Below are 26099 nucleotides of genomic sequence, written 5' to 3' on the forward strand. Positions count from 1 at the left end.
GGCTACTTCGCCTGATCGTAGGAGTCGACGACGGCGATGCTCACGGGGAATTGCACGGGCGCGTCGCCGAAGAGGAGGCGCTTCGCCGCCGCAGCGGCGTCCCGGACCGCCTCCGCGCAGGCCTCCGCGACGCTTTCCTCCGCGTGGACCATGACCTCGTCGTGGAGGAAGTAGACGAGCTCTGCCCGGCTGCCCTGCGCAGCGAGACGCCGCAGGCGCAGGCGAACCTCCGCGATCCAGCATTCGGCCCACTCGGCGGCTGTGCCCTGCACCACGAAGTTGCGGGTGAACCGGCCACGGTCTCGTGCCGCGGCATCCGCCCGCCGCTGTTCCTCCGCGCTGGTCGACTGCTGGAGCCGCTTCCAGCGCTCCGAGGGCGGAGGCGAGCTGCGACCGAGGTGCGTGGTCACGATGAGCCCGCGTTCGCCGTCGCGCTCTGCCTGCTCCACCAACCCGACGGCCCGCGGGTAGAGCCGAGCGAGCTGCGGCATGAGTCGGCCGGACTCACCCGTGGTCGCGCCGTAGATGGCCCCAAGAAGGGCCACCTTGGCCTTCGCCCGGTCCCCGCCGAAGCCCGCCGCGGCGATGCCCGCGTAGAGGTCTGCGTCGCGCGCGGCGGCCGCCATCGCGTCGTCGCGCGCGAGGGCCGCGAGGACCCGTGGTTCGAGCTGGGAGGCGTCGGCGACGACGAGCTTGTGCCCTGGGAGGGCGCGCGCGGCGGCGCGGACCTGCTTGGGAATCTGAAGGGCACCTCCGCCGCGCGAGGCCCAACGCCCCGTCACGACTCCCGCCACCACGTACTCGGGACGGAACCGTCCGTCGCGGACCCACGCGTCGAGCCACGCCCAGCCGTTCGCAGCAAGCAGACGAGAGAGCTTCTTGTACTCCAGGAGCGGCGGGATGGCGGGATGCCGGAATTCCCGGAGCTCCCACGCGCGTGTTGTCTGCGCCTCGATTCCGGCTCGGTGGAGCGCGCGCATGAGTTCTTGGGGCGAGTCTGGATTGAGCTTCGGTGCTCCCAGGAGAACACGGAGTTCGTTCGCCTTGTGCTCGAGCAGGAGGGGGCGTTCGCCGCTTCGCGGGCGAGGGCCGAGCTGCTCGGTCAGGAGCGCCTCGTGCGTCTGCGCGTCCCACGGGATCCCGGCCGCCTGCATTTCGGCGGCGACGAGCGCGCCGGCGGAGTCGGCTGCGGCCAGAAGGCGAAGCCGCCCGGGGTCTGCGGACGCGCGGACCGCTCCCAGTTGGGCGAGGAGCTCCGCCTCGAGCACCTCTGCACCGGGTCCCTGCGCCGGGGCGTCCTCGAAAAGCGAAGCCTGGCCTTCGGGCGCGGCGAGCGGCGGCAGCGCGCCCGAAGGCTCGGCGGGACGGTCATCCGGGGGAAGGACCGGCGTGTAGTCGGCGCGGACGGAGCCACGGAGAATGCCTCCGACCAAGGCGAGATCATGGCAGCGCTCCACCGAGACGCCAGCGGCGAGAAGGGAGGGATACCAGTCCGAGGCGCTGCGCCAGACCCAGCGCGGCCTGCTGCTGTGCTCGGCATCGCGGACCGACTCCGGCAATCGGGCGAGTTCGACGACGGCTTCCGGCCTGGTCTGTCCGGCCGCGTCGAGCGTTCTGAGCACGATTCGACCGTCCGGGGCGGGGGCGAGGATGACGTGCACTCCCACATTCTGGCGTGGAGTGAGGACACAAATTGTCCTTCACACAGGAAGTGCCCGCATGTCGTCCACATGGATCGGGATCGGCGGCAGCTCCCGGTGATGGGTCCGAGAAGGTGGATTCATGGGCATGTCAGAGAACTTGAGGGGGCCGTCGGGCGGGGGCTGGCTGCCCGACGATGGTGCCGTCTTCTGCATCACGTCGGATCCCGGCCTCCTTGAGGAGTGCGCGCGGGTGGCGGCGGTGGCGGGCGTCCCGTTCGAATCCGCCTCGAGTTTCAGAGACGCGGGACGAGAGTGGGACAGCGGTAGGCTCCTTCTGCTGGGTGCCGATATCGACGACGTCCCACCCCGCCGCCGCTCTACCGTCGTCCTCCTGGGACGAAGTGTCGGGCGGGACCTCCTGTGGCGGAGGGCGGGCGTCCTCGGCGTCGAGCATGTTGCGGAACTGCCGGATGCCGCGGTGTGGCTCGTGGACTTCCTCGGGCGACGGCGGAGGGATGCGGGAGAGGGGCTGATCCTCGGCGTTCTGGGCGGTTGCGGAGGAGCTGGGGCGACGACGACCGCAGCGCTGCTCGCGGGTGCGTTCGCCGGCCGTGGCATGTCGACGGCTCTGGTCGACGGGGACCGGCTGGGGTGCGGACTGGAACTCGGCATTGCGGAGGAGCCGCTCATGGGCCTGAAGTGGCCTGATCTGGCCTCGGCGAGTGGCAGCATCGACCCGATGGAGCTCGAGTCGTCGCTCCCTCGCGTTCGGGGAGTGTCGGTGCTCTCCTGGCCGGCGTCGACGGGGCCTGTGCCGCCGGTCGGATCCTCGGTGATCGAAAGGACGCTCGAGGCGGCGCGACAGGCGTTCGACCTCGTTGTCGTGGACATCGGAAGGGGCAGGGAAGGGCTGGAGGACTTCGCCTGGTCCAGCGAACGACTCCTTCTCGTAGTGCCCGCGCGCCTCGGATCCACCCTCGCCGCCTCGCGGATGGTTGCCGACCTGCCCTCGGTCCCCACGTCAGTCCTCGTGAGGGGCGCGCTTGCTGAGGGCGTCGACGCAGAGCACATCGCGGAGGCGGTGGGCTGTCCGCTCGGCGCGCACCTTCCCGAGATGCGCGGAGTCGTTGCTGCAGCAGAAGGCGGGCGGCTGTTCCAGCTCGTCTCTCGACGTGCCGTCCGTGGCATGGCCCGAAACGTGCTCGGCTGGTCGCTGCAGGGTCGGAACGTCGAACAGGCATCGCGATGAGAGGCGGACGAGCCGTTGACCCAGAGCTCCTCCGATCCGTCCGGCAGAAGGTCCTGTCCGCTCCCGGTCCAGTCACGGCCGCCGGGATTGCCGCGGCGGTGAAGGAGAGCGGCCGCGTACTGGGAACCACCGGGACCTTGGCAGCCATGGAGGTGATCGCAGCGGAGCTGCGTGGGCTCGGCCCCCTGCAACCGCTCGCGCACGATCCCGCCGTCACAGACATCTTTGTGAACGGCCCTCACAGCGTCTGGGTCGATCGAGGACGCGGGCTCGAGCGGGCCGAGATCCACTTTGACTCGGAGGAAGCCGTGAGGTCGCTCGCTGCTCGGCTGATCGCAGCGGCAGGCAGACGCCTTGATGAGAGTTCTCCCTGCGTGGACGTCCGGGTCGCTGGCGGCTACCGCGTCCATGCGGTCCTCCAACCGGTCTCGACGACCGGGACCTTGCTGTCGATCCGGATTCGGCGTGAACGCGTGTTCGGGCTCGATGAGCTTGAGTCGAGCGGGACCGTGCTGCCCGAGCAGAGGGGCGTGCTCGAGGCTATCGCCGCGAGCGACGCGAGCTACCTGGTGAGCGGAGCGACGGGGACAGGGAAGACGACCCTGCTTAGCACCGTCCTCGGGCTCTCCCGCCCGGAGGAGCGGATCGTCCTCGTCGAAGACGCCGCCGAACTCAACCCCGACCACCCCCATGTGCTCGGGCTCGAGGCCCGGCACGGAAATCTCGAAGGCATGGGCGCCATTGACCTCGCAGAACTCGTGCGCCAGGCGCTCCGCATGCGCCCCGATCGCCTCATCGTGGGGGAATGCCGGGGGGCCGAAGTCCGGGAGCTCCTCACAGCCTTGAACACGGGGCACAGCGGCGCCGGAACCATCCACGCCAACTCGGCCGGCTCCGTGGCTGCGCGCTTGGCAGCCCTCGGAGCACTCGCAGGTCTCTCCGCCGAGGCGACGGCCCTCCAGGCAGCGAGCGCCCTCGGCTGTGTGGTGCACCTGGCGAGGATTCCCGCCGGGCGTCGCGTCGCCAGCATCGCCCACGTCTCCGAGCGCGAAGGACGGCTCGTCATTGAGCCAGCTCTGGAACGAGACCTTCGTACAGACCGTCTGTCGCGCGGGCCCGGATGGGATGGGCTCGAGTCGCTGCTTTCGGAGTCGGCATCAGCGAGGTGGGGTCTATGACCGGCGCGCTGGCGGTATTCGCGCTGCTATGGGCGGCAGCACTGCTCCTCCTCGTCGGCCGTCCAGCGAGGAGGCTCTGGGGACTGCGCCGTCCCCGAGCCTTCTCGTGGGCCTTGCGCGGTGGACAGGGCGTGAAGGCGAAGGGCCACCCTGAGGATCTGCACGCGGTTGCCTTCATGGTCGCGCAGCTCTCCGCACTGCTCACCGCAGGGAGGGCGCCGTCAGAGATGTGGCGTCAGGCCGCGGACCAGGCAGAGACGGAGGGAGCGGAGGCCATCCTTCGCGCGGCAGCTCGGGCTGCTTCCCTCGGACTGCCGGTGGCCCCGGCGATTCGCGCCGCCGCTGGGCAGACGGATCGCGCTCGCTCGCCCAAAGGAGGGACCTCGGTTTGGGAGGACTTGGCCGGATGTGTCGAGGCCGCGGAGACGACCGGTTGTCCTCTTGCGATGGTCCTCGACCGACTCTCAGCCCACGTGGAGGACGACGCCGATGCCGCAGCTGCCCGCGCGACGGCGCTCGCGGGCCCGAAGGCCACCGCTCAGATCCTCACCATCCTGCCCGCCGTCGGCCTCGTAGTGGGCGCGCTCATCGGCACTGATCCGCTTGGGGTCCTCCTTGAGACGCCCCTCGGCCTCCTCTGCCTCGTGGCGGGAGCCGCCCTGGCCTTCGCAGGCCGAGTGTGGTCCGCTCGTCTCGTTCTCCGGGCGGGGGAGCTGCGATGAGCATGGGATGGGGGAGTGTCCTCGGGGCGCTGGTTGTCGCGCTCGCCGGCGTCGCTGCTGTGGGTCTGTGGACCGACGGGAGGGGAAGATGGCAGCGCTTCGGTCTCATCAGCCAGTCTCGTGCTGATCCTCGACGCAGGTCGGCATCGGCGATCACCAGTCAAGCCCGGGGCGCAAGAACAGCTCTGATCCTCGAGCTCATCGCCGCGATCTTGGACTCCGGGGCGCCCCTGCCGAGGGCCATGACCGTCGCCGCGGATGTCTTCCGTCTCGAAGACACCGCCATTGCGCGCGCGGGGGCGGCGATGGCCCTCGGCGTCCCTTGGGCAGAGGCATGGCCGCCGGCCACGGACGAAGACCGACTGGCTTGCGCTCTGAGAAGGGGTCTCAGCTTTGCCGCCACCACGGGCGCGCCTTCAGCTCGACTCATTTCGGCCCATGCGCGGCTGCTGCGGCGCGAGCGGCACCGAGAACTCGAGCGGCGCGCCGCGACTCTCGGCGTCCGACTCGTCATCCCCCTCGGCGTCTGCTCACTGCCGGCGTTCATCTGTCTCGGCGTGGTGCCGGTGCTTCTGTCGTTGGCTCCCTCTTGAGCCCGACGACTCCTGGACTTCAACGGACAGGGAACGAGGGAATCTGCATCCAGAATTCGAGCCGCAGGGGCTCGGGTGGCCGTGACGGATGGTCTGTCACGGTGTGTGTGAGGGGGAAACCATGACAATCCGCGAGATGACCAGTCCACCTGAGGTGACCAGCCCAAGGGAGGCGGTGAGCCTTGAGCGCCATCCGAGCGAGCGCGAGGAATCTCCTGGCGGCGCGCAAGTCGTGCAGCTCTACCCCAATGCCGGATCCTTCCGGGCAGCTGACGGTCGCACAGGTGAAGATCGCACGGGAGAAGATCGTCCTGGAGACATAGGACCGGCGGGCCAAGATGGCATGGCCACGGCCGAGTACGCGATCGCGACGCTCGGTGCTGTCGCATTCGCTGGCCTTTTGGTGGTCATTCTCCGAAGCGACGAGGTGAGGGGATTCCTCCTCAATATCATCCGGTCCGCGCTCAGCCTGCCGTGACTCCCTTCCGTGCGGCAGCCCGTGCTCCGGCGGTTGAAGCCCGTGCTCAGGCCGTAAATAAAGCCCGTGCTCAGGCCGTAGAAAGGGCGCGGCGCGGGGAACGTGGGGCGGTGACCGCCGAGCTCGCTTTGGGCATCCTCGCCGTGGTCCCGCTGCTGGGCTTCCTCGTGACGGCCCTCACGGCAGGAATCATGCAGGTTCGGGCAGAGGAGGCCGTTCGGGCTGCCGCCCGGGAGGTCGCACGAGGAGAAATGTGGGAGGCCGCTTCCGTTACGGTGCGTAGCGTTGCGGGGGACGGGGCGGAGCCGTCCTTCTCGACGGACGGAAGCGTCGTGACCGTCACCGTCCGCATCGCGGTTCCCGGCCCCATCGCCTCGGCAGCAGGTATGACCGCTCAGGCCTCAGCCAAGCTGCCCCTTGAGGAGAGCCGATGAACGAGAGGGAACGAGGGGCGGGAACAATCCTCGCTCTGGCCTTGGCGCTTGTCGTCGTGCTCTCCAGCGCGGCGGGAGTGCTCGTGGTCGAGGGACTGGTCGCGACGACGAAGGCCGCGCGGGCGGCCGATCTGGCGGCCCTCATGGCCGCCGACGTGGAACGGGGCCTCCGACCCGGTCAGGCGTGTGCGGCCGCCGAAACCGTGGCTCGCCTCAATGAAGCCGCACTGGTCGGCTGCGAGATCGAGAGCCCTGGTGAGCGAGTTCGAGTGAGCACCAGAGTTCCGATGTCCTCGGGCTGGGGGTCGGCCGAGAGAAGGGCACGCGCGGGCAGGCCACCATGACCTGACGGGCCTGTGACCTTGCAGACCGCGATCACCAGGGCGCGGGGCCAGCCGAAGCCTTCGTCCGGTCGGCCTCCTTCAGGAGCGCCCCGAGCAGGCGAATCGCGGACGCCTTATCCAAGGGGTTGTTCTTGTTGCCGCATTTCGGGCTCTGGACGCAGGAGGGACATCCCGCAGGGCACTCGCAGGCCTCTATCGCCGCCTGGGTGGCCGAAAGCCATTCGCGGGCCCGCTCGAACCCGCGCTCGGCGAATCCCGCGCCTCCCGGATGACCGTCATAGACGAAGATGGTCGGCTCTTCCGTGTCCGCGTGCAGTGCGGTTGAGACGCCGCCCACGTCCCAGCGGTCGCTCGAGGCCACGAGAGGCAGCAGGCCGATCGCGGCGTGTTCGGCGGCGTGCAGCGCGCCGGGGAACTGCGCCTCGATGAGGCCGCCGGCGAACAGGCTCCGGGGATCCATAGTGAACCACACGGCCTTCGTGAAGAGCTCCCTCGCGCCGAGATCGAGTGGCTCTTCGCCCAGGACTTCATTGGAGATGAGTGCCTTCCGCTGGAACGAGACGACCTGGGTGATCACCTTGACCTCGCCGAAGTGGACTCCGACCGGGCCCCAGTCCTCCTGACGGTGCTCGCTGAGGACTTCGATCTGGGTGATATCGCGCGCCGTGGTGTAGTAGTCGGGGTTCACCCGGCGGACCACCACGCAGTGCTCCGCCTCGTTGAGCTCCTCGACGAGGTAGCTCGCTCCCTGATGCACGTAGATGGCGCCCTCGTGCGCTTGATAGTGAGTCTGCGGGGAGTCCATGGAACCGAGCAGCTGCCCCGTCTCGGAGTCGATGATCTGCACGGGCCCGCCGCCGTCCGAACGAAGGCTCACCATGCCTGCCGCGCTCTCGGGGTGAGTCCAGAACCAGCCAGAGGGACGCTTCCGCAGCAGCCCTTGGCGCTCGAGCTGGCCCAAGATGCCTTCGGTGGCGGGACCGAAGAGTTCAAGGTCGGCCTGCGTGAGGGGGCGTTCAGCGGCCGCTGCGCACAGGTGTGGGCCCAGAACGTACGGGTTGGAGGGATCGAAGACCGTAGATTCTACAGGGACGTCGAAGATCGCCTCGGGGTGATTGACGAGGTAGGTGTCGAGGGGATCGTCGCTCGCCACAAATGCCGCGAGGGCTTCCTGGCCCGCGCGTCCGGCGCGGCCGATCTGCTGGAAGAGGGACGCTCGGGTCCCTGGCCAGCCGGCGACGAGCACAGCGTCGAGCCCCGAGACGTCGATGCCGAGCTCGAGGGCGGAGGTGCTCGCGATGCCCAGAAGCTCACCCGACCGAAGCTTGCGTTCGAGCTCTCGGCGCTCCTCGGGGAGGTACCCCGACCGGTAGGCCGCGACTCTCGCCGGAAGGCTGGGGTCGACCTCGTCGAGCAGGCGCTGAGTGATCGAGGAGATGGCCTCCGCGCCGCGCCGGGACTTGATGAACGCAATGGTCCGGACGCGCGAGGCAACGAGGTTTGCGAGAAGATCAGAGGCTTCGGCTACGGCCGTCCTCCGCTGGGGAGCGCCGTTCTCGCCGCGCGCCTCCGTCAGTGCGGGCTCCCAGAAGGCGACTTCCGTGGCGCCGTGCGGGGAACCGTCATCCGTGACGGCAGAGACAGGCGCACCGATGAGGCGCGAGACGGACGTCTCGGGTTCAGCGGTAGTGGCCGAGGCAGCGACGAACACGGGGTCCGAGCCGTAGTACGCGCACACGCGGCGGAGCCGCCGGAGCAGATTCGCCACATGGGAGCCGAAGACTCCCCGGTAGCTATGCGCCTCGTCGATCACCACGAACTGCAGGCGGCGGAAGAACGAGGACCACCACGTGTGGTTCGGGAGGATCCCGAAATGGAGCATGTCGGGGTTTGCGAGGATGACGTTCGCATGCTCCCGGATCCACCGTCGCGCACTGGCTTCGGTGTCGCCGTCGTAGGTCTCGGCGCGCACGGTCGGAAGCCGCAGGGAGCGGATCGCCGAAAGCTGGTCTGCCGCGAGGGCCTTCGTCGGCGAAAGATAAAGGACGACCGCGCCGTCGTCGTGGATTCGGCCGGGCTCGGAGAGCACACGCAGCTCCGAGCGGTGGATGGCGTCGAGGGCGGGCAGCTGGTAGGCGAGGGACTTCCCGGAGGCCGTCCCCGTCGCCACGACCACGTGCCGTCCCGAGTGAGCGAGAGTCGCTGCTTCAACCTGATGGGTATAAGGCTCACGCACCCCCAACCGCTGATACGCCTCGACGAGGTCTGGATGCACCCATCCGGGCCATGGAAGGGTGCGCGCGGCGCGAGCAGGGATGAGCCGTACATGCCGCAGCTGCTCGGGATGGATACTGCGTCCGAGGAGCGGGATGAGGGAATCGTGCTGAGCCACTCACAGCATTGTGTCAGGTCGCGGAGGCCGGGCCCGAGTCAGTCGTTGAGCGACGGTCCGTCCGGGTTGTTCGGGTTCTTGAGCATGAGGACGCCCGAGACGTCGCTCCATCCGAGGTGGTGGTAGAGGTGCTGGCCGTCGATCGAGGCGATGAGCAGGCCCTGATCGGCGCCGTGTTCGCTGACGGCCGCAGTGAGAGCGCGCATGACGAAGGAGCCCAGACCCCGGCGACGGAAGTTCGGCTCGGTCACAATGCGGTCGAACACGGCGAAGCCGTCCGCGACGGCGACGTGCCCGCTCGCGGCGAGTTCGCCGTCGTCCGTGACCACGGTGACGGTCGCCGATCGCTCCTCGATCTCGGTCTTGAGCTTGAGCTCGTCGTCGTTCAGCCACGGCTCCTCGACGTCCTTGCCCTCGAAGTCCATGACCATGAGTTCCTGGTCTGCCCCGAGGACCGCGAGCCCCTGCTGTTCGGCCAGGGTGCGGAAGCGGAGGTGGTCGTCGGTCAAAACGGTCAGGATGCGGTCCCGGCTTCCCAGAGTGAACTCGGCGAGGCGGGCGAACTCCTCGTCCGAGGGGTCTGCCGCGAAGGTCGCCCAGTCGCCCGTGCGGTCAGCCAGCCGCGCGGCCGGGAAACCTCCGACGCTCTGCGTCGGGTAGTGGCGTGACGAGGCCCAGCCCTCCACCCACGTGGCCAAAAGATCCTTCAGCTCTGCCTCTGCCATAGGCATGACGATACCGGGATGGCAGGGTACTGATAAGCCTCGTGACGCAACTGTCACTCGGGGGTTCTCGGTACCCTAGAATGCGTGGCTCTGCACCGAATCGTCCTTTTCTACTGCTTCACCCCGTTGGCCGATCCGGAGGCAATCCGGCTCTGGCAGCGTTCGCTCTGCGAGAGCCTCGGGCTTCGCGGACGGATCATCGTCTCCGAACACGGCATCAACGCGACCGTGGGCGGCGAGCTGAGTGCGGTGAAGCGCTACCTGCGCGCCACGAAGGAATACCCCGGCTTCCGCGGAATCGACGTGAAGTGGTCCGAGGGCGGTGCAGAGGACTTCCCGCGCCTCAGCGTGAAGGTGCGGCCCGAACTGGTTTCCTTTGGCGCCCCGGAGGGACTCAAGGTCGATGACGACGGCGTGGTGGGCGGGGGCGAGCGGCTCACGCCCGAGGGGCTCCACCAGCTTGTCGACGCCCGCCGTGAGGAAGGGCGGGAGGTCGTCTTCTTCGACGGCCGGAACGCCTTCGAAGCCCAGATCGGCCGGTTCAAAGGCGCGGTCGTGCCCAACGTCGCAACGACCCGGGACTTCATGCGCGAATTGGACTCCGGCGCCTACGACGAGCTCAAGGACAAGCCGGTCGTGACCTATTGCACGGGCGGGGTCCGCTGCGAGGTGCTCTCGGCGCTCATGCGGCAGCGGGGATTTGAGGAGGTCTACCAGCTCGAGGGCGGGATCGCGCGCTATGGCGAGGCGTTCGGCGACGATGGGCTGTGGGAGGGCTCGCTCTACGTCTTCGACCGGCGCATGCACCTCGAGTTCAGCGAGTCGGCCGTGACCGTCGGGACCTGCGCGCGCTGCTCGGCCCCAACCAGCGACTTCCACAACTGCGCCAACCCCGCGTGCCGCGAGCTCACGCTGTTCTGTGCCGGGTGCGCCGTGGGAACGGAGGAGCTTCGCTGCCCCCAGGGGTGCGCAGTCAGCGCCTGACGATGCGGTAGGCGTACGCCGCGGGATCATCGTCCAGGGCCGCAGCGCGCACCTCGGCGATCGAATTCTCCGGGACCACGATGCTCCTCACCCAGACGCGCCCGCACGCGTAATCCGAATCGACGACGCCCGAGCCGGAGATCGTCAGAGACAGGTGCGCCGTCGCGGCTCCCCGGCACGCGTACTCGAGCACGAGCGTTCCCGTCGGCACGAACGCGGTGGCCAGGACCGGCTGGTCGGGCCTCGCGATCCCGTAGCCGAAGCTGAACGAGAGCCCGTCGGAGTCAGGCAACGCCGCTTCCGCCCAGCTGGTGAGCATCGACGCGCTCCATTCTTCTGGAGGCGGGTCCGAGGCGGCGGCCGACGGCGGCAGGAACCTCTGGCGTGGCAGGCGGCTGGGCGTCGGGGCGGGGGCGGACGACGGCGAGCGGTCGCCGAGGCGGGGAAGGCCGTCGTCGTACGTGTACTCGCAGCCTGCCAGCGCCGCAGCCGCCAGCATGACTACCACGCCCGTGGCCATGCGCGGCCACCGGACCCCCATGTGCACCTCCTTGCGCCCCCTGAGCCCGATCATCCGCCGCTCGTCGGCCCGAGCGCTACCCCTTTCGTCGCGATAGCGTTGTTTCACAGCAACCAACCGACGAAGGAGACTTCCGTGGGCCAGTCCGCAGTGCGAAACGTGACGCTCAACAACGGTGTGGAGATCCCACAGCTCGGCTTCGGGGTGTTCCAGGTGCCGCCCGCCGAGACCCAGGCCGCGGTGGAGGGAGCACTCGAAGCGGGCTACCGGCACATCGACACGGCTGCCGCGTACCAGAACGAGTCCGGCGTGGGCGCCGCCCTCCGTTCCACGGGCCTGCCGCGCGAGGAGGTCTTCGTCACCACCAAGCTCCGCAACGGCGAGCAGGGCACTCCGCGGGCAGCCTTCGACGCGAGCCGGCGCGCGCTGGGCATCGACGTCATCGACCTCTACCTCATCCACTGGCCGGTGCCGTCGCAGGACCTCTACGTCGAAGCTTGGAAGGAGCTCGAGGGCATCTACGAGCGCGGCGAAGCGCGGACGATCGGCGTCTCCAACTTCCTCCCGGACCATCTGGGCCGGCTGCTTGCCGCGACGGACGTCGTCCCCGCCGTCAACCAGGTCGAGCTCCACCCGACCTTCCAGCAGCGGGAGACCCTCGAGCGGACGCGGGCGGCCGGGATCGCCGTCGAGGCCTACAGCCCGCTCGGCCAGGGGCGCGATCTCGATGCGGATGCCGTGACCGACGCGGCCCGCGCCCACGACGCGACCCCCGCCCAGGTCGTCCTCGCCTGGCACCTGGCCCATGGGACGATCGTCATCCCGAAGACCACCAGCGCCGACCGGATGCGCGAGAACCTTGCTTCCGCTTCCCTCGAGCTCAGCGAGGACGAGGTCGCCGCGATCGACGCCCTCGATTCCGAGGCCCGTATCGGTGCGGACCCCGCGACGGCGGCGTTCACGCAGATGCCGCAGGCGTGAGGATGCCCCTTCGCGTCGAGGCTCCCGCTGCCGGCGATCTTGGCCTGCTGCGCGCGCTCGCCGAGGACCTCGAGACCCTCGGCTACACCGTCGAGGGCGTCGCCGAGCTCCTCGGGCCGGCGGCCTACAACGCCCTCTCGCGTGATCAGGTGGTGCCGGCCCTCGTTGCCACGGCGCGCGCCCTCGACAGCGACGACGGCCGGGCTCGGGGGCTCGCCGTCGTCGTCCGCTTCTTCCTGCTGGGGCGGGCTGTGCGCCGCGATCAGCTGGGGGCGGCCTTCCCGAGAATCGGCCTCGGCGGCCTTGAGGCGCTCGGGCTCGCCGAGCTGGGCGGGGCGGACGACGGCGGAGGCGTGCGTGCCGCGGTAGACCTCCGGCCGTACGCGTGGGACGACGCCGAGGCCGCGTCGGGGGAGGTTCGGCTGTGGGTTGCCTCGGATCTCGCCGCCCACCAGCGCCCCGGCGTCCTGCGGAAGGACCATGTGCTGGGGATCGGGCACGCCTCCACGACCCTCGTCCAGTCGACGGCCCGCCGCCAGGTCGAGACCGCACTCGACCTCGGGACCGGCTGCGGGATCCAGACCTTCCACCTCCTGCGGCACGCGCGCAAAGTCGTGGCCACCGACGTCTCCGAACGGGCGCTTGCGTTCACGCGCTTCAATCTCCTCCTCAATGCCCACCAGCTCGGCATCGACCCGGACCGGCTCGAGGAGCGGGTGGAGCTCAGGCTCGGCTCGTTGCTCGAACCGGTGGCGGGGGAGAGGTTCGACTTGGTGGTGTCCAACCCGCCGTTCGTCATCACGCCTCGCGCGGAGGACGAGCGGGCGGAGGATCAGTTCACCTACCGCGACGGCGGATTGCCGGGGGATCAGCTCGTTGCGGGACTCGTGCAGGGCCTCGGGGACGTGCTCGCTGAGGGCGGGACCGCGCAGCTGCTCGGGAACTGGGAAGTGCCGGAGGGCGTCGCGTGGCACGAGCGTGTTCGGTCGTGGATTCCGGAGGGGGTCGGCGCCTGGGTCGTCCAGCGCGAGCTCATCGGCCCCGAGCAGTACGCCGAGACCTGGCTTCAGGATGCGTCGGAGCAGCGTGACCCGGAGGGATACGAGGGCGCGTACGCGGCGTATCTCGACGACTTTGCATCCCGCGGGGTGGCCGGCATCGGCTTCGGCATGATGTGGCTCCGGAGGCCCTCGGCCGGGCAGGCGCGGCTCGACCGGTTCGAGGAGCTCACCCACCCGCTCGAGCAGCCCCTTGGACCCCACTGGCAGGCCGCCGTCGAACGGGCTGACTGGCTGGCGGAGCTGGGGGCGGACGGCCTAGGACCGGTACATCTGCTGGTCCCCGACGACGTCACGGAGGAACGGCATCAGCGCCCCGGTGCGGAACACCCCGGGGTCATCCTCCTCCGGCAGGGGGCAGGGTTCCGGCGCACCGCTCTTCTCAGCACCGAGCAGGCGGGGTTCGTCTCAGCGTGCGACGGCGATCTCTCAGCCCGGCAGATTGCGGGCGCCCTCGCCGCGCTTCTGGGCCGGGACGACGAGGCGTTCACGGGGGATCTGCTGCGTGACGTGCGGGAATTGCTGGCGGACGGGTTCCTTATGAAGCCTTAGTTTGACATCCTTGGAGAGATGTGGCGTAAATAACACCGCCACCCCACGACGTAAGAAGCACATGACTGACAAGAAGCGCAGCCCGCGCACCGAGAACCCGGTGCGGATCACGGACCCCAAGGCAATCAGAGCACTAGCCCACGGAGCCCGGCTCGCTGCGATCAACGAGCTGTATTCCAGCCAGAAGAGCTGGACCGCGACCGAGCTCGCCGCCTTCACCGGCCTCACCCCCAGCGCCATGAGCTATCACCTTCGCGCGCTCAAGAAGTGGGGCATCGTGGTGGACGCTCCCAACGACGGAGACGGCCGCGAGCGTCGGTGGAAGGCCGCGGGGACAGACCTGAACCTCGACACGGCCACCACGGGCCAGACCCCCGGCCTCGCGATCGTGGACATGGAGCTCGACGCTCTCCGCAAGCGCATCGCGAGCCACGCGAAACACCGGGACGCCGCCCGTCGGCGGGGCGAACCGGACGAGTCGCCTGTGATGATGGTCTCCGGGAATGTGCTCAGGCTGAGCCTCGAGCAGCGCGCGGAGTTCAAGCGGCGCATGTCGGAGCTGCTGGACGAATTCGATCGGGCCTCGGAGGAGGCAGAGGAGAGCTCGGACGGCAGGCCCGGCGTCGAGCGGATGTACGTGCTGTGGTCGATGCTTCCCGAGGTCCGCGAAACGGCGCCTGCTCCCGGCCGGCCCGCGGCGCACAGGGCAGCGGTGAAGGAACCGTCCGGCAGGACTGCCTGAGGGCGGTTGTCCACAGGCACGTGCTCCACTTGCGCGTGCGGCGCCGTCGTATGGTGAACTAGGGACTTGCGCCCAAGCACCTGTTGTTGTCCTGAGGAGAAGCGTGGCCACGAAGGCTAAAACCGGCAAGAAGCTCGTGATCGTGGAGTCGCCGGCCAAGAGCAAGACCATCGCCCAGTATCTGGGCGAGGGTTTCGAGGTCGACGCGTCGATGGGCCACATCCGGGACCTGCCCCAGCCTTCGGACCTCCCGGCCGAGCTCAAGAAGAGCTCCGTGGGCAAGTTCGCGGTGGACATCGAGCACGGCTTCGAGCCGTACTACGTGGTGTCGCCGGAGAAGAAGAAGAAGGTCGCCGAGCTCAAGGCGAAGCTCAAGGACGCGGACGAGCTTTTCCTCGCCACTGACGGTGACCGCGAAGGCGAGGCCATCGCATGGCACCTGCTCGAGGTGCTCAAGCCCAAGGTGCCCGTGCATCGCCTCACCTTCCCCGAGATCACGAAGGAAGCCATCCAGCGCGCGATGGCGGAGCTGCGGGATGTCGACGAGTCCTTGGTCGACGCCCAGGAGACCCGCCGCGTCCTCGACCGCCTCTACGGCTACGAGATCTCGCCGGTCCTGTGGCGGAAGGTCGCGGGGGGCCTCTCGGCGGGACGCGTCCAGTCCGTCGCCACCCGCCTCGTCGTGGAGCGGGAACGCGAGCGCATGGCCTTCCGGGCCGCGGACTACTGGGACCTCCTCGCGATTCTTGCACCCCAAGCGGGAGCGGACGACGACGGCGCAGCCCAGCGCTTCCAAGCCCGCCTCACAAGCGTGGACGGGAAGAAGGTTGCCTCCGGCCGCGACTTCGACGACCGCGGCAGGCTCACCGCGAAGAACGCGGTGCTGCTCGACGAGGCTGCCGCACGCGCTCTGGCCTCGGGCCTTGCGGATGCCGCGTTCTCGGTGCGCTCGGTCGAGGAGAAGCCGTACACACGCCGGCCCGCGGCACCGTTCACGACGTCGACGCTCCAGCAGGAGGCGGCGCGGAAGCTGCGCTTCTCGGCGCGGGTGACCATGCAGGTGGCCCAGCGGCTCTACGAGAACGGCTACATCACCTACATGCGTACGGACTCGACCGCCCTGAGCGATCAGGCCGTGAGCGCAGCACGCCGTCAGGCCTCCGAGCTGTACGGCCCGAACTTCGTGCCGTCGCGCCCGCGCGTCTATGTGTCGAAGGCCAAGAACGCCCAGGAGGCGCACGAGGCCATCCGCCCGGCAGGTGACTCCTTCCGCACGCCCGCCCAGGTCGCCAACCAGCTGCGCGGGGACGAATTCCGGCTCTACGAGCTGATCTGGAAGCGCACCGTCGCGTCCCAGATGGAGGACGCGAAGGGGTCCACCGCTACGGTCCGGCTTGGCGCCGTGGCCGCTGCCGGCGAGGCCGCGGGCCAAGACGCCGAATTCTCGGCCTCGGGCACGGTCATCACGTTCCGCGGCTTCCTCGCTGCCTACGAGGAGGGCCGCGACGAGGTGCGCGAGGACAGCGAGAACGGCTCGGCCGGGTCTGCGGGCTCGGGCGACGGCGGCCGCCTCCCCGCGCTCACGGCGGGCCAGCCGCTCGACGCACTCGAGCTCACCCCGAACGGCCACCAGACGTCCCCGCCCCCGCGGTACACCGAAGCCTCGCTGGTCAAGACGCTCGAGGAGCGGGGGATTGGGCGCCCGTCGACCTACGCCGCCACGATCTCCACGATCATGGACCGTGGCTACGTCCGCACCCGAGGCAACGCGCTCGTGCCGAGCTGGATCGCGTTCTCGGTGGTCCGCCTGCTCGAGGACTACTTCCACGACTACGTCGACTACGACTTCACGGCCGAGATGGAGGAGGACCTGGACCGGATCGCGGCTGGCGAGCAGGCCGGCTCCGATTGGCTCAGCGAGTTCTACTTCGGCGGCGAAGGCAAGCCGGGGCTCACCACCATCGTCAACGGCCTCGGGGAAATCGACGCCCGTGAGGTCAACTCCGTGGAGATCGCCCCCGGGATCGTGCTCCGCGTGGGCAAGTACGGGCCGTACCTCGAGAAGCCGCTCCCGGACGGGGCCCCCGAGGGAACGGTTCCAGAGCGCGCAAATGTCCCCGAGGATCTGGCCCCGGATGAGCTCACGGCGGACAAGGCCCGCGAGCTGATGGAGAATTCGGGTCCTGAGGAGCGCATTCTCGGCGACGATCCGCTGACCGGCCACACCGTCGTCGCCAAGAACGGCCGCTATGGGGCCTACGTCACGGAGGTCATTCCCGAGGCGACCCCGGAGCAGCTCGCGGCGCAGCCGGTCGAGTACTACAAGAACGGCAAGCCCAAGCCGCCCAAGAAGCCCGCGAAGGTCAAGCCGCGCACCGCCTCGCTGTTCAAGTCGATGAGCATCGACACAGTCACCCTCGACGACGCCCTGAAGCTCATGAGCCTTCCCCGTGTCCTCGGCAAAGACGAGGAGGGGAACGTCATCACGGTGCAGAACGGGCGCTTTGGGCCGTACCTCAAGAAGGGCACGGACTCCCGGTCGATAGGGAGCGAGGAGGAGATCTTCACGATCACCCTCGAGGAGGCTCTCAAGATCTACGCACAGCCGAAGACGCGCGGAGGCCGGACGGCCGCGCCGCCGCTGGCCGAGTTCGGGGACGACCCAGAATCCGGCAAGCCCATCGTGGTGAAGGAAGGCCGCTTCGGTCCATACATCACCGATGGCGTCACCAACATCACGGTGCCGCGTGCCACGCCCCTCGAGGAGCTCACCCGGGAGCGCGCCGTCGAACTCCTTGCGGAGAAGCGCGCGAAGGGACCGGTCAAGAAACCGGCGCGCCGCGCTGCGGGGGGAACCCGGGCCAAGGCGGGAGCGAAGTGAGCGCCGACGGGACGCCGGCGGCGCACCTCGATCCGCGACCGCTCAACGACCTCGAGGCGGCGCTGGACGCGGCCTCCAAGGGAGCAGCGGACAGCACTGAGCCCGTCCTCGCGTTCCTGAACAGCCTCGTCCACCTCCTCGTGCCCGAGCCGGTACCGGGCCAGACCGAATACGTGGAGCCCCTCGTGCTCACGAACGCAGAGGGCAAGCCGCTGGTGGCGGCCTTCACGGATGAGACGCGGATTCGGCCCGACTTCCTCGAGCACGCCCCGACAGTCGTCACGACCCAAGGCGCAGTCCTCCTGCAGAACCTCGGTCCGGAGCTCGGGATCGTCCTGAATCCCGGCAGCGCGTTCGGCTTCGAACTCGCAGCCGACCAGGTCGCGGCGATCCTTCGGGACTTCCGGCCCGCCACGCAAGACGAGTTGGACAGCGCGGCCGAGATTGTCACCGAAGAGGGCGGGGAATAATAGGCACATGCGTCTAGGCGTCCTCGACATCGGTTCGAACACCGTGCACCTCCTCCTGGTGGACGCCCATCCCGGCGCGCAGCCGATCGCCTTCGCCTCCCACAAGCGGTCGCTCTCCTTGGTGAAGCACCTCGAGGATGACGGCAGCATCAGCGAGAAGGGCCAGCAGGAGCTCATCGACTTCGTCCACGAGGCGTGGGACTTCGCCGGCCGCCACGACGCCGAGGACCTGCTGGCGTTCTGCACCTCTGCCATCCGCGAGGCCGAGAACGGGGAGACCGTGATCGAGCGGATCCACCGCGAAACCGGAGTGACTCTCCAAGAGCTCACGGGCCGCGAGGAAGCCGCGATGACGTTCTTCGCCGTACGTCGCTGGTACGGCTGGGGCCGGGAGAAGATCCTGTCGCTCGACATCGGCGGAGGATCGTTCGAGATGGCGATGGGGAACGACTCGCTTCCCGATGCGGCGGAGTCCGTCCCACTCGGTGCGCAGCGGCTCACCCGCGATTGGCTCCCCGAGGATCCGCCCAGCGCCAAGAGCGTCAAGGAGCTTCGCCGTTACATCCGCTCGACCCTCAAGCCCGTGGTGCGAACGTTCCAAGACCTCGGCAGGCCCACGCTGGTGACGGGGACGTCGAAGACCTTCCGTTCGCTCGCCCGGATCGCCGGTGCAGCGCCCAGCGGCGCCGGACCGTACGTCCGGCGCGTGCTGAAGGGCACGGATCTGGGGGTCTGGACGCAGAGGATTTCGGCGATGTCCTCCGAGGACAGAGCGCATCTCCCGGGCGTCTCCGAGACCCGCGCCCTCCAACTTCTGGCCGGCGCGCTCGTGGCGGAGGCGGCCATGGAGCTGTTCGAGGTCGAGGAGCTTGAAATCTGCCCGTGGGCCCTCCGGGAAGGACTTATCTTGCGTCGCCTCGACCAGCTCGTCTTCGATGGACCTCTCGCCCCGCCCGACCATATCCGGCCGATTGAGAGTGAGCGGCGTCGCAGCGCGATGCAGCACCCAGCTTGGAGTGCGCGATGAGCGAGGCTACCCTGCCCGAGTGGCGCCAGGCGCACGGCATGCCAGAGGTTCCGGTGGCCCTCTCGAGCGCATCCGTGTACCCCCTGAGCGTCCATGATGCATTCGCGTGCGCGGCGGACCTCGGTTTCGATGGTGTCGAGGTCATGGTCACGAACAACTCGACCAGCCAGGAATCAGACGCGCTGGTGCATCTGGCCGAACGCTACGATCAGCCCATCGTGTCCATCCACGCCCCGACCCTGCTCCTCACGCAGCAGGTCTGGGGCGGGGCGTGGAGCAAGATTCGCCGCTCGTGCCAGATGGCGCGCGAGGTCGGATGCGACACCGTGGTGGTGCATCCGCCCTTTCGGTGGCAGACCGGCTACGCCGACGGCTTCTCCATCGGCGTCCGCGACCTCGCGGAGGAGTACGAGGTGCACATCGCGGTGGAGAACATGTACCCGTGGCGGGTCCGCGGACGCGACGCTAGGGCGTACCTCCCGCACTGGGATCCGGTGGGGCAAGGCTACCGGGACGTCACCTGGGACTTCTCGCACGCCGCCACCGCACGGGAGGACAGCCTCGAGGCACTCAAAGCGCTCGGCCAGTCGGTGCGCCACATCCACCTCACGGACGGATCGGGCGCGTCCTTCCGGGACGAGCATCTTCTGCCCGGGCAGGGAACGCAGCGGGTAGGCGAGTGCCTCCAGTACCTTGCCGATTCGGCGTTCGAGGGCGTGGTGGTGGCCGAGATCAGCACACGGAAGGCTCGCGGGGTTGGGGAGCGCGAGCAGATGCTTGCCAAGACCCTCGAGTTCGCGCGGCACCATCTCGGACAGCTGGCGGGCAGGAGCGGGGCGCAGCAGAGCGCCCGCTAGGAAAGCGAAACGCCGGCCCGGCAGGAGATCTTGGGGGGGTAATCACCTGCCGGGCCGGCGCTCTGGTCCGTCCGGCGAACCGTTCGGACCCATCACTCGCACCTAATGAGTGGGTCCACTATGGCAACAGCGCCTGAGAGCACCCCAGACGGAAGCTGGATAGAAGCTGGAAGCTGGAGAGAAGCTGGAAGCTGGGGAAAGAGTAAGGCGCTGGCAGTGCGGGGAAGGTGGGGGACCATGATCCGCAACTGCCAGCGCCGTGCGACCGCTTGGGGAAGCGGCCGCTCCATCACTCGCACCCTGTGAGGTAGTAACCACAGTAGGGACCGATGTTGTGAGTAGGCCTCGGCGTACGTGTGAAGAAGCTGGGAATGCGCGCAGAGGCGGCGGCTGGCAGGATGGGCGCATGACCTACAAGATCGCCTTCCTCGGCTGCGGTTCCATGAACGAGGCCATCATGGCTGGCCTGCTGGCGGCGGGCGTTCCCAAGACGGAAGTCACGGCGACAGTGCGCCGCCGTGACCGCGCCGCTGAGCTTGCGAAGCGCTATGGGGTCACGGTCATGGCCACGGGCGAGGAGGAGGATGCCAACCAGCAGGCGGTGCGCGGGGCATCTCTGGTGATCCTCGGGGTGAAGCCAGTGGGCGTAGCGGATCTCGCGCGCGACATCGCTCCGGTGCTGCCGCCGTCGGCCGTCGTTGTGAGCGTCGCCGCAGCGGTTTCCATCGCGCAGCTCGAGCGTGCCCTCCCGGAGGGCCAACCGGTCATCCGGACGATGCCCAACACGCCTGCGCGCCTTGGGCGTGGGGTCGTCTCGATCTCCGGCGGAACGCACGCGACGCGGGAGCACGTCGAGAAGGTCAAGCAGCTCTTCGACAGCCTGGGGCTCGTGGTCGAGGTCCCCGAGGACCAGGTGGACGCGGTGAGCGCGGTGAGCGGGTCAGGCCCCGCCTATGCGTTCTATCTCGCCGAGGCAATGGCCGACGCCGGAACTCGGCTTGGCCTTGATCCCGAGCTTTCGCTCCGCCTGGCCCGGGAGACGGTGGTGGGCGCGGGGTACATGCTCGCCGAGCCCGGCGCGGATCCCGTCGCCCTCCGGCGCGCGGTCACGAGCCCGAATGGCACGACCGAGCGGGCGATTGCGACCTTCGACGAACGAGGTCTTCCGAACATCATCGCGGACGGAGCGCGGGCAGCGGCCGAGCGCTCGAAGGACATCACGCGCGAGCTCGGCTGAGTCGGGTGCCTTGATCTAGAGGAGATCGTGCTCGACGGCGAACAGGGTGGCGGCCGCCCGGGAGGAGACGCCGAGCTTCCCGTAGATGTGCCGCACATGGTGGTCCACCGTGCGGGCGGAGATGACCAGCGCGGCCGCGACCTCCTTCTTCGACGCCCCACGGCAGATGAGCCGCAGCACGTCGACCTCACGGTCGGTCAGGCCTGCCGGCCACGCCGCCCGGACGCGGTGGGCCCGAAGGCCGGCCGCGGCGAGGACCGCGTCGACCGCCTCGGGATCGAGACGTCGGGGGGCGAGGCTGGCCAGCGCGTCGGCCGCGGACGCCGGCTCAGGCGCCACGCCCGCCGCTGGCTCGAGGAGGAGCTCGCGGAAGGCCACGGCGGCCGCCAGGACGCGGGATTCCCAGGGAAGGTCTGCAGCAGACGCGCCTCGGTAGTAGCCTGAGCCGTCCAAGCGCTCATGGTGCGCTCCGGCGTGGCGGGCGAGGGGCGCCGTCGTCGGCACTCTCGCCAGGATGCGCTCGCTGTAGTAGGGGTGGAGCCTGAGCCGTTCGTCGTCGGCCGGCGACGCAGCGGCTCCCGCGGGGCGGCTGGGGATCGCCACCCGGCCGAGGTCCTGCACCAGCCCGGTGCGCCGCAGCAGGTCCGCGTGCGCGGGGCTGGCAGCGGCAGCGAGCTCGGCGACGTCCCGCGAGAAGCCCGCGCGGTCGGGTTCCTTGAGGTCCGCGAAGTCGGCGAACACCGCGAGCACCTCGTCGAGGCGTTGGGCGGGGACGACGGCGGCCGGCTGGGGCTCGCGGTCAAGGGCAACATCCCAGGGCGCTTCCGTGCGCGCCGCCGACAGAAGCTGGTCGAAGTGACGGCGTGCGGCGGCGGCCAGAGCCGGATCGTAGGCTCGCCCCGCCCGTTCTCTCAGCGCCGATCGAGCGGCGTCCGGGCCGCCCAGCCGGGTGATCACCTCGACGTCACGGGCCACGGTGACGACGCGCGCCGCGAGAGGAATGGCCTCTCCCGCGAGGCCGTTCGGGAAGCCCCGACCGCCCCACTGTTCGAACGCAGAGGCGAGCGCGGCGCGGGTTCCGGCGGGGAGCCCGAGCCGCAGCGCAAGCATCTCGGCCGCCTCGCAGTGCGCCCTAACGCCCTCCCGCATACGCTGCGCCCCCGAGGCAAGGAAGCCCGCCGTGAGGGACGCTCGGCGCGGGAGACTCATCCCGCTTCCGAGGGACGGCAGGACGCCCCGCAGGAACTCGACCGGCGCCGCCCCCAGGACAGGCGCGATCGCCGCCCGGAGCGCGATGTCGTTGCCCGCGATCGCGGCAGCCTCGTGGGCGTCCGCCGTGCAGCCCAGAAAGCGCAGGAGCGCCGTGTAGTAGATCTCCGGGAGGACGTCCTTCCCCACGCCGGCTGCCTCCGCCAATTCGAGCGAGACGAGGCACGTTCGCAGGCCCTGTTCGAGAGGCTGGCCCATGCCCAGATCCGTGGCCAGGGAGATGGCAGCGATGAACTGGGCGAGGCGCAGAGGCGGCGTCACGGATCGATCTGGGATCAAGGAGCGAGTCCTCGATCCCGCCGTTCCGCCTTTCCGTGGATGAGTGAGGCTGTTCGTCCGAGCGTCCAGCCGTACACGAGGTGGGCGACGTAGACACTGGCGGCTCTGCCAGGGCGGTCCTTGTGTGCGGGCGGGAGGATGCCGAATGCCGGCAGCCAGCCTTCGTAGCCTGCGAGCCAGACCATCGCGCCGAAGACGGTGCCTGTCCCGGCGTCTTGGTACTTGGAGGGAGTCATGCACGAGTACAGGGCGCCACCGCCCACGCCGTAGGCCACATGGGAGGCAAGAGCGAGGACTTCCCTCCCTCCAGCTGGCAGGCCCGGGAAAAGGGTGCGGACGATCTTCTCAGGTGGCTGGCGGTGTAGGAGACCCGAAGCTCCTGCCGCTCCCAAGACCGCCGTCATCGCTGCCGTGGCCACAGCGCCCGCCGCAGCCCCGCGGATCGCTCTCTTCACCAGTGCCATGGTTCAATCGTTGCACTGCGGTCCGCGGATCCGGAGAATAGCGCGATTGCGCGATGCGCAACCCGGCCCTCGAATCGCATGCTGGCGTCATGAGCATGTACAGCACCCAGCGTCAGCACCGCGTCATCCTCCTTCCGGGCAGCGTGCTCCCGGCCGCACCCGCCTACGGCGCCCTCATCGCGGCCCTCGGCGAGGGCGTCGAGGCAGTGGCCAAGGACCTCGAGGTCTACGCCGGGCCGACGCCGCCCCCCGACTACAGCCTCGATACGGAAGTCGCGGGGGTCCTCAGGACTGCCGAAGAGCTCGGTTGGGCGACGTTCCATCTTGTGGGCTATTCGGGTGGAGGGGCCTCGGCCCTCGCCTTTGCCGCGAAGCACGGGGAACGGCTTGAGAGTCTCGCGCTGCTCGAGCCCGCGTGGGCCGGAACCTGGGGGTGGAGCGAGGCACACCGCCTGCTGTGGGAGCGGTACCGCGGGTTGGACGGCCTTCCTCCGGAGGAGTTCATGGCGCGGTTCGTGGAGCTCGGCGTTCGCCCCGGTGTTACCGCGGGTCTCCCGGTGCGAGGAGGCGAGCAGCCACCGTGGATGGCGTTGCGCCCCGCGGGCATCCGGGCCTTCATCCGTACCTTCCAGACGTACGAGCTGGACCGGGACGCGCTCGCCCGCTTCTCCAAGCCGGTCTACTTCGCGCTCGGAGCCCTCTCGAACCCCGACGATTACGGCGAGATCGCCGAGCGGCTGTCGGGGGTCTTCCCGGACTTTCGGCTCGAGGTGTTCGCGGGCCGCCACCACTTCGACCCGCCGCACAGGATCGAGCCGGAGCGGGTTGCCGCCTCGCTTCGGAGCCTGTGGGCTCGCGCGGAGGCGACGGCGCAACGTGGGGGGAGGAGCTACGGCCGCGCGGCGAAGCGCTCGAGCAGGTCGACGTGACCTGACACGATGAGCATGTCGCGCCCGCTGACCTTCGTGTGCGGCTGGGCGTAGGTGAAGTCCTCGCCGGGGCTCTTGACGCCCACGATCGTCACGCCGTACTTGGCCCTCACCTGCGACTCCGCGAGCGTGAAGCCCTGGGTCTCCTTCGGCGGGTACATCTTCACGATCGCGAAGTCGTCGTCGAACTCGATGAAGTCGAGCATGCGCCCACTTACGAGGTGCGCGGTGCGGACGCCGGCGTCGGCCTCGGGGTAGATCACGTGGTTCGCGCCGATGCGCGAGAGGATCTTGCCGTGCGCGGGCGTGATCGCCTTGGCCCAGAGATGCTCGATCCCGAGGTCCACGAGGTTGGCGGTGATGAGCACCGAGGACTCGATCGAGGTGCCCACGCCGACCACGGCTGACTGGAACTCCTGCGCGCCGAGTTGGCGGAGAACCTCAAGGTTGGTCGCGTCCGCCTGGACGGCGTGTGTGAGGACGGGCGCCCAGGTCTCGACGAGGTCGTGGTCGCGCTCGATCGCGAGGACCTCCCGGCCCTGCTTGACGAGCTGCTGGGCGGTGGCCGAGCCGAAGCGGCCGAGCCCGATCACGAGGACTGGCGCGTTCGGGTTGGGCCGGCCCGGGGGGTTCTTGTCAGCCAATGATCGGCCTCTCTTCCGGATAGTGGTACAGCGCGCGCCGCTGGCGCAGGGCGAGGGCGGTGGCCATCGTGATGGTGCCCACGCGCCCGAAGAACATGAGGGCCGTGAGGACGTAGACGCCGGCGGGCGGCAGCTCCGACGTCAGCCCGGTGCTGAGGCCGACCGTGGCGAAGGCCGAGATCGAGTCGAACAGCACGCGGTCCAGAGTCTCGCCCGAGATCGCCAGGAGGACCGAGCACGCCACCATGAGCAGCGTCGCGGCCATGACGATGACGCTGATGGCGAGGCGCATGATCTCCTGCGGGATGGTCCGGCCGAACGCACGGACATCGCGGTCGCCCCGTGCCTCGGCGACGATCGCGAGGAACATGACGGCGACGGTGGTGACTTTGATGCCGCCGGCCGTCGAGGCCGACCCGCCGCCGGCGAACATGAGCGCGTCTGAGAGCAGGAGAGTCGAGGGCGTGAGGTGGTTCATGTCCACGAGGTTGAACCCCAGCGAGCGCGTCATCACCGACGCGAACACGGCCTGGACGACCTTCTCGCCCGGGGGCATGCCGCCGATGGTCCGTGCATTGTTCCATTCCATGGCGCCCCAGAGGAGGGCACCGAGGGCCAGGAGGATGAAGGAGACGACGATCGTGAGCTTGGCATGCAGCGTCCAGAGGCGCACGCGTGCCTTGTAGCGCAGGATCACGAGGAGCACGGGGAAGCCGAGGCTGCCGATGAAGCCGCCCACCATGAGCGGCACCAGGATCCACAGATCGTATTGGTACGGCACGAGCCCGTCGCTGTGGGGCGTGAAGCCGGCGTTGTTGAACGAGGAGATCGCATAGAAGACCGCGTGCCACACGGCGGACCCGAAGCTCTCACCTTGGGCGATGAAGGCTGGCGCGAGGAACAGCGCGAGCACGCCTTCCACCACCACGGACGTGGCGACGACGATGCGCAGCAGCCCGCCGACCTCGCCCAGGCGCCCGGCGTTGTTCATGGCCTCTCGGGCGATGAGCTTTCCTCGCACTCCCAGCCCGCGGCTCATGGCAAGCGAAAGCACGGATGCGAGGGTGAGGATGCCCAAGCCGCCTACTTGGATGGCGAGCAGGATGACGACGTGCCCGAACGTGGACCAGTGGGCGGCCGTCGAAACGACGGTCAGCCCCGTCACGCAGACCGCGGATGTTGCTGTGAAGAGCGACTGATGCAGCGGTGTGGCGTTTCCGTCGGCGGAGGCAATCGGGAGCGACAGCAGGAGCGTGAAGATGACGATCACGCCGAAGAACGACAGGAGCGCGAGGCGAGCGGGGGAGGAGGCGGCGAGCCGGTCGACGACGTCGCGCAGCCCGGTCAGGGGGCCGAGGCTCTCGCGCGGCGGAGTCGGCCGCCAGGACGACTGGGTCTGTGCCACGGGGACCAGTAAACCATGGGCCGTTCCGGTAGCCTGAACCTT

The 26099-nt window shown here is 69.1% G+C and carries 25 protein-coding genes; 17 read left to right on the forward strand and 8 right to left on the reverse strand.

Annotated elements, in window-relative coordinates; genetic code table 11:
* Positions 1-2: 2 nt before the first annotated feature.
* A complete protein-coding gene (locus E5679_RS08025; protein WP_138414552.1) occupies positions 3-1661 on the reverse strand; it encodes a bifunctional 3'-5' exonuclease/DNA polymerase in 1659 nt (552 codons plus the stop codon).
* Positions 1662-1788: 127 nt separating this feature from the next.
* Between E5679_RS08025 and ssd the strand changes: the two genes are divergently transcribed.
* The 7 genes from ssd (at position 1789) to E5679_RS08060 (ending at position 6641) form a co-directional block, all read left to right on the forward strand.
* Positions 1789-2892 (forward strand): septum site-determining protein Ssd, encoded by a 1104-nt coding sequence (gene ssd, locus E5679_RS08030; protein ID WP_171042289.1) that lies wholly within the window; start codon positions 1789-1791, stop codon positions 2890-2892.
* Positions 2889-4070: a TadA family conjugal transfer-associated ATPase gene (locus E5679_RS08035; protein ID WP_138414554.1), complete on the forward strand. Its 1182-nt coding sequence runs from the start codon at positions 2889-2891 to the stop codon at positions 4068-4070. Before ssd ends, E5679_RS08035 begins: the two co-directional genes overlap by 4 nt.
* Complete coding sequence (locus tag E5679_RS08040; protein WP_249336015.1) at positions 4067-4792, forward strand: type II secretion system F family protein; 726 nt, start codon at positions 4067-4069, stop codon at positions 4790-4792. Before E5679_RS08035 ends, E5679_RS08040 begins: the two co-directional genes overlap by 4 nt.
* Entirely contained in the window at positions 4789-5385 is a 597-nt protein-coding gene (locus E5679_RS08045) for a type II secretion system F family protein (protein WP_138414555.1), read from the forward strand. Before E5679_RS08040 ends, E5679_RS08045 begins: the two co-directional genes overlap by 4 nt.
* 121 nt (positions 5386-5506) lie before the next feature.
* Positions 5507-5863: a DUF4244 domain-containing protein gene (locus E5679_RS21210; protein ID WP_249336016.1), complete on the forward strand. Its 357-nt coding sequence runs from the start codon at positions 5507-5509 to the stop codon at positions 5861-5863.
* A gap of 110 nt (positions 5864-5973) precedes the next feature.
* Positions 5974-6297 (forward strand): TadE family type IV pilus minor pilin, encoded by a 324-nt coding sequence (locus tag E5679_RS08055; protein ID WP_138414556.1) that lies wholly within the window; start codon positions 5974-5976, stop codon positions 6295-6297.
* Positions 6294-6641 carry an Rv3654c family TadE-like protein gene (locus E5679_RS08060; protein ID WP_138414557.1) on the forward strand — a complete coding sequence of 116 codons (348 nt, stop codon included), beginning with the start codon at positions 6294-6296 and terminating at the stop codon, positions 6639-6641. Before E5679_RS08055 ends, E5679_RS08060 begins: the two co-directional genes overlap by 4 nt.
* Before the next feature lie 31 nt (positions 6642-6672).
* Here the strand turns inward: E5679_RS08060 and E5679_RS08065 are convergent, their stop codons facing one another.
* Together E5679_RS08065 and E5679_RS08070 are read right to left on the reverse strand one after the other, a co-directional pair.
* On the reverse strand, positions 6673-9033 hold the full coding sequence (locus E5679_RS08065) for a DEAD/DEAH box helicase (RefSeq protein WP_138414558.1): 2361 nt from the start codon (positions 9031-9033) through the stop codon (positions 6673-6675).
* A gap of 38 nt (positions 9034-9071) precedes the next feature.
* Complete coding sequence (locus E5679_RS08070) at positions 9072-9758, reverse strand: GNAT family N-acetyltransferase (RefSeq protein ID WP_138414559.1); 687 nt, start codon at positions 9756-9758, stop codon at positions 9072-9074.
* An 84-nt stretch (positions 9759-9842) separates the two neighbouring features.
* Between E5679_RS08070 and trhO the strand changes: the two genes are divergently transcribed.
* Positions 9843-10742 (forward strand): oxygen-dependent tRNA uridine(34) hydroxylase TrhO, encoded by a 900-nt coding sequence (gene trhO, locus E5679_RS08075; RefSeq protein WP_138414560.1) that lies wholly within the window; start codon positions 9843-9845, stop codon positions 10740-10742.
* Here trhO and E5679_RS08080 read toward each other — a convergent pair.
* A complete protein-coding gene (locus tag E5679_RS08080) occupies positions 10732-11316 on the reverse strand; it encodes a hypothetical protein (RefSeq protein WP_171042290.1) in 585 nt (194 codons plus the stop codon). The two genes, trhO and E5679_RS08080, sit on opposite strands and share 11 nt — an antisense overlap.
* A gap of 96 nt (positions 11317-11412) precedes the next feature.
* On the opposite strand from E5679_RS08080, the gene E5679_RS08085 reads away from it, so the two are divergent.
* The 8 genes from E5679_RS08085 to proC all read left to right on the forward strand — a co-directional run bounded on the left by E5679_RS08085 (position 11413) and on the right by proC (position 21067).
* On the forward strand, positions 11413-12243 hold the full coding sequence (locus tag E5679_RS08085) for an aldo/keto reductase (protein ID WP_138414740.1): 831 nt from the start codon (positions 11413-11415) through the stop codon (positions 12241-12243).
* A gap of 2 nt (positions 12244-12245) precedes the next feature.
* Entirely contained in the window at positions 12246-13853 is a 1608-nt protein-coding gene (locus E5679_RS08090; RefSeq protein ID WP_138414563.1) for a DUF7059 domain-containing protein, read from the forward strand.
* Between the two features lie 61 nt (positions 13854-13914).
* The gene (locus E5679_RS08095; RefSeq protein ID WP_138414565.1) at positions 13915-14595 is read left to right on the forward strand and encodes an ArsR/SmtB family transcription factor; all 681 of its coding nucleotides are present in this window, start codon (positions 13915-13917) and stop codon (positions 14593-14595) included.
* Between the two features lie 103 nt (positions 14596-14698).
* Positions 14699-17476 carry a type I DNA topoisomerase gene (gene topA / locus E5679_RS08100; RefSeq protein ID WP_138414567.1) on the forward strand — a complete coding sequence of 926 codons (2778 nt, stop codon included), beginning with the start codon at positions 14699-14701 and terminating at the stop codon, positions 17474-17476.
* Positions 17473-17946 (forward strand): SseB family protein, encoded by a 474-nt coding sequence (locus E5679_RS08105; RefSeq protein WP_138414570.1) that lies wholly within the window; start codon positions 17473-17475, stop codon positions 17944-17946. Before topA ends, E5679_RS08105 begins: the two co-directional genes overlap by 4 nt.
* A gap of 7 nt (positions 17947-17953) precedes the next feature.
* Positions 17954-18973 (forward strand): Ppx/GppA phosphatase family protein, encoded by a 1020-nt coding sequence (locus E5679_RS08110; RefSeq protein ID WP_138414572.1) that lies wholly within the window; start codon positions 17954-17956, stop codon positions 18971-18973.
* A complete protein-coding gene (locus E5679_RS08115) occupies positions 18970-19830 on the forward strand; it encodes a sugar phosphate isomerase/epimerase family protein (protein WP_249336017.1) in 861 nt (286 codons plus the stop codon). The genes E5679_RS08110 and E5679_RS08115 overlap by 4 nt, the downstream gene beginning before the upstream one ends.
* A 406-nt stretch (positions 19831-20236) precedes the next feature.
* Positions 20237-21067 carry a pyrroline-5-carboxylate reductase gene (gene proC / locus E5679_RS08120; protein WP_138414574.1) on the forward strand — a complete coding sequence of 277 codons (831 nt, stop codon included), beginning with the start codon at positions 20237-20239 and terminating at the stop codon, positions 21065-21067.
* A 15-nt stretch (positions 21068-21082) separates the two neighbouring features.
* Here the strand turns inward: proC and E5679_RS08125 are convergent, their stop codons facing one another.
* Entirely contained in the window at positions 21083-22615 is a 1533-nt protein-coding gene (locus tag E5679_RS08125; RefSeq protein ID WP_138414577.1) for an HD domain-containing phosphohydrolase, read from the reverse strand.
* Positions 22612-23079: a hypothetical protein gene (locus tag E5679_RS08130; protein WP_138414579.1), complete on the reverse strand. Its 468-nt coding sequence runs from the start codon at positions 23077-23079 to the stop codon at positions 22612-22614. Before E5679_RS08130 ends, E5679_RS08125 begins: the two co-directional genes overlap by 4 nt.
* An 89-nt stretch (positions 23080-23168) precedes the next feature.
* Between E5679_RS08130 and E5679_RS08135 the strand changes: the two genes are divergently transcribed.
* Positions 23169-24008 carry an alpha/beta fold hydrolase gene (locus E5679_RS08135; protein ID WP_249336018.1) on the forward strand — a complete coding sequence of 280 codons (840 nt, stop codon included), beginning with the start codon at positions 23169-23171 and terminating at the stop codon, positions 24006-24008.
* Here E5679_RS08135 and E5679_RS08140 read toward each other — a convergent pair.
* Both E5679_RS08140 and E5679_RS08145 read right to left on the reverse strand, forming a co-directional pair.
* Positions 23969-24652, reverse strand: a complete 684-nt coding sequence (locus E5679_RS08140) for a potassium channel family protein (RefSeq protein ID WP_138414581.1) — start codon at positions 24650-24652, stop codon at positions 23969-23971. The genes E5679_RS08135 and E5679_RS08140 overlap by 40 nt on opposite strands.
* Positions 24645-26057, reverse strand: coding sequence for a TrkH family potassium uptake protein (locus E5679_RS08145; RefSeq protein ID WP_138414583.1), 1413 nt, complete (start codon positions 26055-26057; stop codon positions 24645-24647). The genes E5679_RS08140 and E5679_RS08145 overlap by 8 nt, the downstream gene beginning before the upstream one ends.
* Between the last annotated feature and the right edge of the window lie 42 nt (positions 26058-26099).

This window comes from Sinomonas gamaensis (genome assembly GCF_005876955.1).
In the GTDB taxonomy this organism is placed as follows: Bacteria; Actinomycetota; Actinomycetes; order Actinomycetales; family Micrococcaceae; genus Sinomonas; species Sinomonas gamaensis.